The following is an 11,299-nucleotide window of genomic DNA, read 5'->3' as shown; positions in this document are numbered from 1 at the left end:
GAGATTGATAAGATCTGACAGAAGGTCTAGTGATAAGGGCAAGGAGGGCACACCTGTTCCCATACCGAACACAGAAGTTAAGCTCCTTAGCGCCGAGGGTAGTACGCAAGTGCGAGAGTAGGACGTCGCTAGGCCATAAAAAAATGCGGGTGTAGTTTAATGGTAGAACTTCAGCCTTCCAAGCTGACTGTGAGAGTTCGATTCTCTTCACCCGCTCCAAATAGCCGATCAACATCCTTCGGGATGTTTTTTTTATTTATCAAGAATAAAGATATAAGTTGGCCTTATTTTTATTATTTTTGGAAAATATCTTAAGTGCTCCTGAGGCAGAAATTTTATGGAATACAAAATAACTGGAACTTATATGTATTTTTATCTTTATTTTCTAATAAAAAAATTAAGTTTTGGTATAATAAAAAGAGAACGTATTTTCTACAGTATTTATAAATACGTATCATAGAATGTCCGAAACTTTATCCTATGATAGAGTAGTGTAGAAAATATAAATTGTGATTTAGGAAGAAATAGGTGATACTGTGCTTTTTGATACTCATGTACATTTAAATGATAAAAAATATATGGATGATTTAGTGGAGGTAATTGATAGGGCCAAAAATGAAGGGGTAAAGTATATGTTGGTTGTTGGATATGATCAAGTTTCGAACCAACGTGCTATTGAGCTAGCAGAAAAGTATGAATTTATTTATGCTGCAGTGGGATGGCATCCAGTTGATGCAATTTATTTAACGGATGAATTATTTGACCAATTAAAGGAGCAGCTAAATCACTCTAAAGTAGTTGCTGTGGGTGAATGTGGTCTTGATTATCATTGGGATACTTCTCCTGTAGATATACAGAAAGAGGTGTTTGTGAAGCAAATTCAATTAGCTAAAGAGATAAATAAACCCCTAATTATTCATACTCGTGATTCAATACAGGATACTTATGATATTTTGAAAGAGAATAGTGTTGATGTAATAGGGGGTGTCATGCACTGTTATAGTGGTAGTATTGAAATGGCACGGAGCTTTATTAATCTAAATTTTAAAATATCTTTAGGTGGTCCTGTCACTTTTACAAATGGTAGAAGGGCACAAGAAGTTGCTACCCATATTCCACTAGAAGATTTATTAATCGAAACGGATGCTCCCTATTTAACTCCGCATCCATATAGGGGAACACGGAATGAGCCTGCATATGTCTCGATGGTTGCCAAAAAGATAGCAGAGCTTAAAAATATATCGGATGAGAAGGTCGCGAAACAAACAACCTTTAATGCATGCCAACTATTTAATATTGTTTAAATTTGAAAGGTGGATATAGAATGAAAAAAATTAATGTTGGAAAAGTTTCATATACCTGTGCAGTAATATTAATAACGGGGTTAATTACTGCATGGAGTGTCTTCTTTATAAATAATTATTATCAGGAAAAGTCGCTGAAGAATGGAAGTACCGCTGCGCTTGATAATTTAACAGAGTCAAATGGAAATTCTCAAGTTGTTCAAAACGTCGTTGAACGTCAGGTTGTTACACAGGAGGAGGCACGTATTGAGGCAATCAATAAGGTTTCTCCTGCTATTGTAGGGGTTGTAAATTTCGCTAATAATGCGACTCAAGGTGAGGGATCAGGAATTATTTACAAAAAGGATGGAAAAGATGCCTATATTGTAACTAATCAACACGTTATAGATAAGGGAGACTATTTTGAGGTTGTTTTTTCGAATGGGGAACATGCAGAAGCTACTCTAATTGGGGGAGATATTTATACGGATTTGGCAGTATTAAAGGTAAGTGATGCTAAGGTTGATACAGTCGCCGAGTTTGGCAATACTGAGGATTTAAAGGTAGGTCAAACTGTTATTGCAATTGGTAATCCACTAGGATTAGATTTTGCAGGATCTGCCACATCAGGGATTGTTTCAGGACAGGATCGTGTCATTGCCGTGGATTTAAATAATGATAAGGTTGACGACTGGGAAATGACAGTTTTACAAACAGATACTGCAATTAATCCAGGTAATAGTGGTGGGGCGCTCATTAACTTAGATGGAAAAATAGTAGGGATTAATTCAATGAAGATTGCGACAAGTTCTGTTGAAGGGATGTCATTTTCAATTCCTACATATGTTGCGATTCCTATCATTACAGATTTAGAAAATTACGGAGAGGTTCGTCGTCCACAATTAGGGGTATATATTCAAGAGATGGGAATGATTCCTGATCGTCTAAAAGAAATGCTTAAAATTCCAACAGATCAAAAAACCGGAGTTTTTATTTATGAAGTTTTTGAAGGTGGAATTGCTGAGAAAATGGGATTAAAAGCAGGTGATATTGTTACGGCTATTAATGGCGAGGAAGTAGAGGATACGATGGCCTTTAGAAAAAAATTATACCTTATGAGAGAGGGAGACAAACTAGAATTAACGGTTATTCAAGATGGAAAAACTACGACTTTATCGGCAACTGTTGCACCAGCCGATAAAGATAAGGTGTCTTCATAAATCAATACTCTTGTGACCTCTGACATTAAATCGGTTATTCCCTTTTGTCTAGTGTTTGAAATAATAGGGAATTAAAACTGATAGAGTACCTTCATTGTAGACAAAAGAAGAGAAGCAATACTATCGATGATGATAGAAATGTCTTAAAGTCTATGATGAAGGTACTTTTATTATATAGTTAAAAATGATTCATCCCAACTCTCCTTATTATACGGAATAAAGGTATTATGTCATTAAATTTTACCTCAATAAATCTGTTAAAGCAGAGGGGAGGCAATCAAGGGGGATGTATTAGTACTTGTTATATTCTAATTGAGGCCTACTATCGTTAATACATACAATGATGAGTGAATTTTCTTTTTATTAGCAATAGAATAACAAAGATTAAAAGGACTAAACACGATTTCCAACGTATTTAGTCCTTTTAATGTACTTCTCTGGGTATTTAATTTTTCCTAAATGCTTTTCGTACGATAAATACTACTGACTAACTGTAAGTGAACTTTTATGATAATGGTCCTCACATGAAATAGACGGGACATTATTCTTTTCATAATAAAGTGTTACTTTATTTTTGCATTCTTCCGACGCTAGATAACCCGTTGTAGGATCGATTTTGACAGCAACCACGTTTTTAGGTTTTTCAAACCATTCTGTTTGAGTGTTTTTTAACGAGTTTTCCATTACCTCAGACCATATATTTTTAGCATAGTGGTTAACTTCAACTCCATCCAACGTTCTACCCTGATCATATCCCGTCCATACTGTTGTTAAAAGTTCGGGAGTGTATCCAATCATCCAGGAATCGGTATTTGTCGATCCACTTTTACCTGCATATTGATGAGTTAAGTTTTGAATAATAGATAGACCGGTTATAGATAAATGATTATTTTGTTGTAAATTAAACATTCCGGTCATCATTTCATTCATAATATAAGTTTTAGTTTTATCCAGGATTTGCTTTTGTTCTGTCTTAGTATCAGAATAGACGAGAAATCCACGGTCATCCGTGATAGAGGTAATAAATTTTCTATTTACGGATTTTCCATTATTAGCGAATATACTGTAGGCTTCAGCCATCTCCATAATATTTACAGGTTCAACACCAAGAGCTGCAGAAGGAATACTAGGAATATTAGCTGAAATTCCAAATCGTTTAGTCGTTTTTGGAAGCACATCTAATCCAAGAAACGTATGAGTTTTTACGGCATAAATATTATCTGAAACAGCGAGAGCATTCGCCATTGGAATACTTTTATAAGCATATGAACTATTATAGTTATTTGGTGTATAGGAATCTTTTCCTCCGTTGTAGGTAAATGTTGTGGGTTCGTTCATAAATGTTGTCGACGGGTTAAATCCATACTCTAGGGCGGCATAATATAGAAAAGGTTTCATTAATGATCCTATCTGACGCTCACTATAGAGTGCACGATTATATTGTGATTCCTCATAATTATTTCCTCCAGATAAAGCCTTAACGTATCCGGTAGAAGGTTCCATAACAATAACGGCTGTCTGAACGTCTAAATCTTTTACATTTTGAACAATAGATTTATTTACTTGACTTTGTATTTCCTGATCCAGTGTAGTATAAATATTTAAGTTTCGGTAGGAACTCGTTTGGCCATCTAATAAGTGATCGACCTCGGCTAGAACAGCGTCGACGTAATAAGGGGCCTCATAGTCAACATCCCCAGGGATTTCACCAATTACAACGGGATCACTTTTTAGGGCATGTTCATAATCTTCCACGCTAATATAGTTTTCATCTAACATAGACTTTAAAACAATCTTTTGGCGGTTCGAAGAGTTTTCGGGGTTTTTAATGGGTGAATAATAGGTGGGTCCCTTTGGAATACCAACTAATATCGAGGCTTCGGCAAGTGATAATTCATTTGCATGTTTACCGAAGTAATAGAGTGATGCATCTTCTATACCGTAATTTCCATGCCCAAAGTTAATAGTATTTAAGTATCCTTCGAGTATAGTGTCCTTATCATATCCGAGTTCAAGACGAATGGTATAAAAGGCCTCTTTAATTTTTCTTGACCATGTTTTTTCAAAGCTTAAGTATAAGTTTCGTGCATATTGTTGAGTAATGGTTGAGGCGCCCTGCGCTCGCGTTCCTGTGGTAAGGTTAGTGATTACTGCTTTTGCCATACGAAGAGGGTCAAACCCAAAGTGATCGTAAAAGTTTCGGTCCTCCGTTGCTATAAAACCATTAATAACATAAGGTGAAATTTCATCGAGACTAACCCAATGTTGATCTTTGGGATATGTCTTCTCTAAGAAAACTTCTCCTTTTGAATCGTAGAATGTAATGGTTGTATTAACGTTAATGTCCGGTGCGGGGAGGTATTTGAAGTATTGGTATACGGTTAGACACATAATTGCAATTAATTCTAGGCAGATGACTGCGGTAACCTGAGTATATTTTGACTTAAAGAATGCAGATATTTTTTTTGATAATTTCATAAACTCACCTCCATTTTATTTTGTCCATCCTAAATAAAAATATTTACATAAATAGGAATAAATATACATTAATGTTTTTTTAAGTTAAAAAAGGAAATTACGTTCTGTTGACGTAATTTAATATAGGAGGTGTTTTATGAATTATAATATCTATGTTTTAACGTTTATCATCGGAACGATTTTAGGTTCTTTTTACCATGTTGTTGGATATAGAATGCCACTGCAATTAAATTGGATGAATTCACGTTCCTTTTGTCAACATTGTCACACTTCTTTGACCGGGTTTGATCTCGTTCCGGTAGTATCCTACATTTTTTTACGTGGAAGGTGTAGACACTGTCAACAATCTATTCCTTTTTTTCATCTTATTATAGAAATATTATCTGGATTATTATTTTTGTTACCACTACATCATTATGGAAGTTTAGGATTTTTTTCAGGAGAAATTTATATAGCATGGATATTTTTATCTTTATTAATAGTAATTACGGTGTCTGATTGTTATTTTCAATTAATTTTAGATAAGGTTTTGATTTTTTTCTTCATTCTACTCGTAGCCGGATATTCTTTTTTTTCAAGTTGTAATATTTTTTATAGATTAATAGAGGGGGGAGGGACTTTTTTAATTTTTTATGTAATTAGTATAGTTGGAAAATTCCTATTTAAAAAGGAGGCACTAGGAGGTGGAGATATTAAGTTATATGGGTTAGTTGGTTTAGTTTTAGGAATCAGGTGTACATTTATATCATTATTATTATCTACGATACTCGCACTAATTTATTGCTGTATATTTCGACGAGGCAATAATCGTACTCCCTTAACGTTTGGTCCCTTTATTGCTGCTTCGGCATATTTTTGTTTATTTCAGGGAGAAACATTTTTAGAAGTTTACATAAAATTATTTTATTAAAAAACCATCAGCATTAATTGATGGTTTTAACATTATCCAAATTTAAATGTGACATTGCATTTGCTAATGAGGGGGTTAAGGACTGAATAGATTCTTCATTTAAGGGAATCCATTCATAATAATCATGTTCTTCTGATAACTGTATTTCTTCTGTAAGAGGCTGGCATAAATAAATAATCCCCATTATTAAATAGTCCTGGTTAACAAAGTCCCATTGGTGTAATACGCTTATTGGTTTAATTAAAAGGGATGTTTCCTCTAATATTTCACGTTGAAGAGTTTCTTCTGCACTTTCGTTATTTTTCATTTTTCCGCCTGGTAAATCAAAGTACTCACACCGTGGACTAACTTTATGAAGAACTAAAAATTTTTTATCTTTAATAATTAATCCTTTAACAGAAAAGTGAATTTGCGCCATATATCCACAACCTTTCAGTAAATGTTAACTCAGTATATGTTTTCTATAATAAAAAGATGTCATAATATGAGATCATTTTGCTAAACTGATTAAAATAGTGTAAAATAATAACGATATGAATACGATTAATATAAAAGGATGTGGAAAAATTGGCATTAACAGCTGGAATCGTTGGTTTACCTAATGTTGGGAAATCAACTTTATTTAATGCAATAACTCAGGCAGGAATTGAAGCAGCTAATTACCCATTTGCGACAATTGACCCGAATGTGGGTGTGGTTGAGGTCCCAGATGAGCGTTTAAATAAACTTACTGAATTAGTGAGTCCTAAAAAAACAGTTCCAACTACATTTGAATTTACCGATATTGCTGGATTAGTCCGTGGAGCTAGTAATGGGGAAGGGTTAGGAAATAAATTTTTAGCTAATATCCGAGAAGTGGATGCTATTACACAAGTCGTTCGTTGTTTCGAGGACGGGAATATTATTCATGTTGAGGGATCAGTAGACCCAATTCGTGACGTAGAGGTAATTAACCTAGAGTTAATTTTAGCCGATATGGAACAGGTTGACCGTCGTTTAGGTCGCTTAGCGAAACAGGCTAAATCAGGTGATAAGGCAGCTAAGGCCGAACAAGCGGTATTAGAAAAGGTTAAAGCTGGATTTGATCAAGAGTTACCGGCACGTGCGTTAGAGTTAGATGCCGATGATATCCAAACAATTAAACATTTACAATTGCTAACGTTAAAACCAATTCTTTATGTTGCGAATGTAGGTGAAGAAGATTTAATGAGTGATGAGGATAACGAGCATGTAAAGGCATTACAAGAGTATGCCGCACGTGAAGGGGCTAAAGTCATCAAAGTTTGTGCGCGTATTGAGGAAGAGATTTCACAATTAGATGATGATGAAAAGTCAGCATTTTTAGAAGAATTAGGAATAAAAGAAAGTGGTTTGGACCAGTTAATTAGAGCCGCCTATGATTTGTTAGGATTAGCTACTTATTTTACTGCGGGTGTGCAGGAAGTTCGTGCATGGACGTTTATTAAAGGAATGACTGCTCCTCAATGTGCAGGGGTTATTCATAGTGATTTTGAACGTGGATTCATTCGAGCTGAAACAGTTTCATATGATGATTTAGTAAAATACGGTTCAGAGCAAGCGGCACGTGAGGCAGGACGATATCGATTAGAAGGAAAACAGTATATTGTTCAAGATGGTGACGTTATGTTATTCCGTTTTAACGTTTAAAAATATTTTGTTTATATTCGTGTATAAAAGAGAAATAAATATCTCATACTATTAATAGTTCATCATTAAATAGCATCTACGATAAAACAACATGAATTTAATGATGGGCTTTGTAAAATAGGCACTGCTTTAGAGTTGTGCTTATTTTTTTGATATTGATACGTATAAAACTAGTTTTATAAATATATTGCCGTATAATAAAATAATTTGTATTGCAATTAGTTTAAACTAGTGTTATAATTTATGACTGTGAGTAATATGACTATTACTCCTTGCCCGATAATGGGCCGTCTAGACCAAGAGGAGGTGCAATATAATGAGAAAATACGAAATTATGTATATCGTTCGTCCAAACTTAGAAGAGGAAGGGCGCAAAGCAGTAATCACAAACTTCCAAAACATGTTCACTAATATGGGTGCGGAAATCGTTGAAACAAAAGAGTGGGGTATGCGTGATTTAGCATATGCTATCGAAGATTTCACAAAAGGTTACTACGTTGTAATGACAGTTAATTCTTCAATCGAAGCGAAAAACGAATTTGATCGTTTAGCTGGAATTAGCGAAGATGTTATTCGTTACATCGCAATCAAAGAAGAAGCTTAAGATTATAAAGTACTAAGTGAGGGTGATATAAATGATTAATCGCGTTGTTTTAGTAGGGCGATTAACACGTGATCCAGAACTAAAGTATACGACTAATGGAATCGCTAATTTGCGATTTAGTATTGCGGTTAATCGTACTTTCACTAGTCAAAATGGAGAACGTCAAGCAGACTTCATTAATTGTGTAGCATGGCGAAGCCAAGCTGAGAATATGGCGAAGTTTTTACGTAAAGGTTCTTTAATTGGTGTTGAAGGACGTATAGAAACAGGTAGCTATCAAGCTCAGGATGGATCTATGCGGTACACAACAGATGTTGTGTGTGATAGCGTTCAATTCTTAGAACCTCGTTCGGCAACTGCTGATCGTGGAAACTTTGGAACTCAACCATCTCACGATTTTAGTGGAGGAAATCCATTTGGAGGTGGATATGGTGGAACACCATCATTCCCACAACAAGCACCAACACCTAATAATTATGGTGGAGGAAATCCATTTGGAGCCACTCAAAGTGTAGATCAAGGTTTTGCTAATCCAGGATCAAATTTTAATAGTGAGCCGGATTTTAGCTCAACAATTAATATTTCAGATGATGATTTACCATTTTAAAATAAATTATTAACTATTACTTTAAAAGATGTTAGGAGGAACTATCATGGCTCAATTCCGTCGTGGAGGACGTCGTCGTCGTAAAGTTTGCTATTTCACTACAAACAAAATTACGAAAATCGACTATAAAGATGTAGATTTATTAAAACGTTTTGTATCTGATCGTGGAAAAATCTTACCTCGTCGTGTAACAGGAACAAGCGCTAAATACCAACGTGAATTAACAGTTGCTATTAAACGTGCTCGTCACATGGCATTATTACCATTCTCTGCTGAATAGTAATAACACATTGTTTACAAATTGGCGCGGCATCGCGCCCTTTTTTATCACATACTAACCAACTAATCTTTATTAATTGCTAGATAATGTAAAAGAAATATATATTTCTTCTAGCAAGTCTCATTTTGAGATATTTACATTAGGGCCCAATTATTAAAAGAGATTGAAGTAAAAAGCCGCTTCCGTTAGGAAGTGGCTTTTTATAATTTAATAGGTGACGGTATAGTTTTATTTTTCGTTTTCTTCTGACTGACTAACAGACATCTGCTTACTTTGTTCTTCACATTTCATTGTAGATCGATCTAGTAAGTAAGTGTCCGTACAGCAACTCATATCTTCTGTTAAATGTACATCACTCAATAGTCGGAATGGATTATATGAATTTTTATTTTCCATAGCTAGTTCCCCCCTATAATAGGATATATATAATAAATTACGATATTTATTATATACCTAAAAAGATAAAAAAATAAGCTATTCTCCATAAAAATAAAAAATAGTTTATCTTCAGTTAAATACACATATCTTTCTTGTTTTATATCCTTGCTATAGGCATTAATTGCTGACTTGTGTGCATGTGATGATGAGTTGATTTGAAGATTTAATTTATGATGAATTTCGTGAGATGGTGTTAGATACCCAGAAGGAACATTTATGGTTAATATAAATAAAAAAGATGATTTTAGAATTTTACTGAAATCATCTTTTTTATTTAAATGGTGTTGATGATATTTTTAAAGGTTAGTTTATTAGAATATTTAATTCACACACTTAAAATTGTGATAGGCTTATACAGAGTTTTTTCTATAAATCTTTTGTGCTTTTCTATCATATGGATGTAAATTTTATGGTGTGTATAGGGGGAATGATAGTTAGAGAGTGGTTAGAGTTTGGTAAAGGGATTGGGATGAATGGATGTAAGTTTTATGATGTGGATAGAGAGAATGATAGTTAGAGAGTGGTTAGAGTTTGGTAAAGGGATTGGGATGAATGGATGTAAGTTTTATGATGTGGATAGAGGGAATGATAGTTAGAGAGTGGTTAGATTATAGTAAATGTCTTAGAGTAAATGAATGTAGGATTTATGGTGTGGATAGAGAGAATGATAGTTAGAGAGTGGTTAGAATTTGGTAAAGGGATTGGATGAATGGATGTAAGTTTTATGGTGTGGATAGAGAGAATGATAGTTAGAGAGTGGTTAGATTATAGTAAATGTCTTAGAGTAAATGAATGTAGGATTTATGGTGTGAATAGGGGGATTGATAGTTAGAGAGTGGTCAGATTATAGTAAATGTCTTAGAGTAAATGAATGTAGGATTTATGGTGTGAATAGGGGGATTGATAGTTAGAGAGTGGTTAGATTATAGTAAATGTCTTAGAGTAAATGAATGTAGGATTTATGATGTGGATAGAGGGAATGATAGTTAGAGAGTGGTCAGATTATAGTAAATGTCTTAGAGTAAATGAATGTAGGATTTATGGTGTGAATAGGGGGAATGATAGTTAGAGAGTGGTCAGATTATAGTAAATGTCTTAGAGTAAATGAATGTAGGATTTATGGTGTGAATAGGGGGATTGATAGTTAGAGAGTGGTTAGATTATAGTAAATGTCTTAGAGTAAATGAATGTAGGATTTATGGTGTGGATAGAGAGAATGATAGTTAGAGAGTGGTTAGAATTTGGTAAATGTCTTAGAGTAAATGAATGTAGGATTTATGGTGTGAATAGGGGGATTGATAGTTAGAGAGTGGTTAGATTATAGTAAATGTCTTAGAGTAAATGAATGTAGGATTTATGGTGTGGATAGAGGGAATGATAGTTAGAGAGTGGTTAGAGTTTGGTAAAGGGATTGGGATGAATGGATGTAAGTTTTATGATGTGGATAGAGGGAATGATAGTTAGAGAGTGGTCAGATTATAGTAAATGTCTTAGAGTAAATGAATGTAGGATTTATGGTGTGGATAGAGGGAATAATAGTTAGAGAGTGGTCAGATTATAGTAAATGTCTTAGAGTAAATGAATGTAGGATTTATGGTGTGGATAGGGGGAATGTAGTGGTTAGGGTATGTTGGATAGGTAGCTTTATGTGTAGTTTATTATAATTTTTTAATGTTTATTGTCATTGATAGTAGGCTATAATAATTAGAGTATGTTAGTCATTAAATATTCTATTTATTTAATCAAACGAATGGGTGTTAAATGTTATCTAGTAGGTTTGAATGGAGGATTGTTAAATTGATGATGTATAA

The 11,299-nt window shown here is 34.2% G+C and carries 10 protein-coding genes, 1 tRNA gene and 1 rRNA gene; 9 read left to right on the top strand and 3 right to left on the bottom strand.

Annotated features, from left to right (window positions below; all coding sequences use genetic code 11):
* Positions 1-25: 25 nt before the first annotated feature.
* The 4 genes from rrf (at position 26) to AACH31_RS10020 (ending at position 2,503) form a co-directional block, all read left to right on the top strand.
* Positions 26-134: ribosomal RNA gene (gene rrf, locus AACH31_RS10035) — 5S ribosomal RNA — on the top strand.
* Positions 135-145: 11 nt separating this feature from the next.
* Positions 146-219, top strand: a tRNA-Gly gene (locus AACH31_RS10030).
* Between the two features lie 317 nt (positions 220-536).
* On the top strand, positions 537-1,304 hold the full coding sequence (locus AACH31_RS10025; RefSeq protein ID WP_262951221.1) for a TatD family hydrolase: 768 nt from the start codon (positions 537-539) through the stop codon (positions 1,302-1,304).
* Between the two features lie 20 nt (positions 1,305-1,324).
* The gene (locus tag AACH31_RS10020; protein ID WP_161832850.1) at positions 1,325-2,503 is read left to right on the top strand and encodes a S1C family serine protease; all 1,179 of its coding nucleotides are present in this window, start codon (positions 1,325-1,327) and stop codon (positions 2,501-2,503) included.
* Positions 2,504-2,983: 480 nt separating this feature from the next.
* On the opposite strand, the gene AACH31_RS10015 is transcribed toward AACH31_RS10020, so the two are convergent.
* A complete protein-coding gene (locus AACH31_RS10015) occupies positions 2,984-4,981 on the bottom strand; it encodes a transglycosylase domain-containing protein (RefSeq protein WP_161832851.1) in 1,998 nt (665 codons plus the stop codon).
* Positions 4,982-5,117: 136 nt separating this feature from the next.
* Here AACH31_RS10015 and AACH31_RS10010 point away from each other — a divergent pair, with 136 nt between their 5' ends.
* Positions 5,118-5,891 carry a prepilin peptidase gene (locus tag AACH31_RS10010; protein ID WP_262951223.1) on the top strand — a complete coding sequence of 258 codons (774 nt, stop codon included), beginning with the start codon at positions 5,118-5,120 and terminating at the stop codon, positions 5,889-5,891.
* Between the two features lie 13 nt (positions 5,892-5,904).
* Here the strand turns inward: AACH31_RS10010 and AACH31_RS10005 are convergent, their stop codons facing one another.
* Positions 5,905-6,309: an NUDIX hydrolase gene (locus tag AACH31_RS10005; protein ID WP_161832853.1), complete on the bottom strand. Its 405-nt coding sequence runs from the start codon at positions 6,307-6,309 to the stop codon at positions 5,905-5,907.
* 149 nt (positions 6,310-6,458) lie between these two features.
* Here AACH31_RS10005 and ychF point away from each other — a divergent pair, with 149 nt between their 5' ends.
* The 4 genes from ychF (at position 6,459) to rpsR (ending at position 9,050) form a co-directional block, all read left to right on the top strand.
* Positions 6,459-7,559, top strand: a complete 1,101-nt coding sequence (ychF, locus tag AACH31_RS10000) for a redox-regulated ATPase YchF (protein WP_161832854.1) — start codon at positions 6,459-6,461, stop codon at positions 7,557-7,559.
* A gap of 316 nt (positions 7,560-7,875) precedes the next feature.
* Positions 7,876-8,163: a 30S ribosomal protein S6 gene (rpsF, locus tag AACH31_RS09995; protein WP_161832855.1), complete on the top strand. Its 288-nt coding sequence runs from the start codon at positions 7,876-7,878 to the stop codon at positions 8,161-8,163.
* A 31-nt stretch (positions 8,164-8,194) separates the two neighbouring features.
* Positions 8,195-8,770 carry a single-stranded DNA-binding protein gene (locus AACH31_RS09990; protein WP_161832856.1) on the top strand — a complete coding sequence of 192 codons (576 nt, stop codon included), beginning with the start codon at positions 8,195-8,197 and terminating at the stop codon, positions 8,768-8,770.
* Between the two features lie 46 nt (positions 8,771-8,816).
* Entirely contained in the window at positions 8,817-9,050 is a 234-nt protein-coding gene (rpsR, locus tag AACH31_RS09985) for a 30S ribosomal protein S18 (protein ID WP_006784586.1), read from the top strand.
* A gap of 228 nt (positions 9,051-9,278) precedes the next feature.
* Here the strand turns inward: rpsR and AACH31_RS09980 are convergent, their stop codons facing one another.
* Positions 9,279-9,446, bottom strand: coding sequence for a hypothetical protein (locus AACH31_RS09980; RefSeq protein WP_202618810.1), 168 nt, complete (start codon positions 9,444-9,446; stop codon positions 9,279-9,281).
* Positions 9,447-11,299: the final 1,853 nt, after the last annotated feature.

The organism is Turicibacter faecis (genome assembly GCF_037076425.1).
Taxonomy (GTDB): domain Bacteria; phylum Bacillota_I; class Bacilli_A; order MOL361; family Turicibacteraceae; genus Turicibacter; species Turicibacter faecis.
This window is presented reverse-complemented; position numbering and strand designations above follow the sequence as displayed.

What these genes read in the sequence shown, in the direction of transcription:
- AACH31_RS10020 (WP_161832850.1), top strand. Translation starts at nt 1,325, where the DNA reads ATGAAAAAAATTAATGTTGGAAAAGTTTCATATACCTGTGCAGTAATA.
- AACH31_RS10015 (WP_161832851.1), bottom strand. Translation starts at nt 4,981, where the DNA reads ATGAAATTATCAAAAAAAATATCTGCATTCTTTAAGTCAAAATATACT.
- AACH31_RS10010 (WP_262951223.1), top strand. Translation starts at nt 5,118, where the DNA reads ATGAATTATAATATCTATGTTTTAACGTTTATCATCGGAACGATTTTA.
- AACH31_RS10005 (WP_161832853.1), bottom strand. Translation starts at nt 6,309, where the DNA reads ATGGCGCAAATTCACTTTTCTGTTAAAGGATTAATTATTAAAGATAAA.
- rpsF (WP_161832855.1), top strand. Translation starts at nt 7,876, where the DNA reads ATGAGAAAATACGAAATTATGTATATCGTTCGTCCAAACTTAGAAGAG.
- AACH31_RS09990 (WP_161832856.1), top strand. Translation starts at nt 8,195, where the DNA reads ATGATTAATCGCGTTGTTTTAGTAGGGCGATTAACACGTGATCCAGAA.
- rpsR (WP_006784586.1), top strand. Translation starts at nt 8,817, where the DNA reads ATGGCTCAATTCCGTCGTGGAGGACGTCGTCGTCGTAAAGTTTGCTAT.
- AACH31_RS09980 (WP_202618810.1), bottom strand. Translation starts at nt 9,446, where the DNA reads ATGGAAAATAAAAATTCATATAATCCATTCCGACTATTGAGTGATGTA.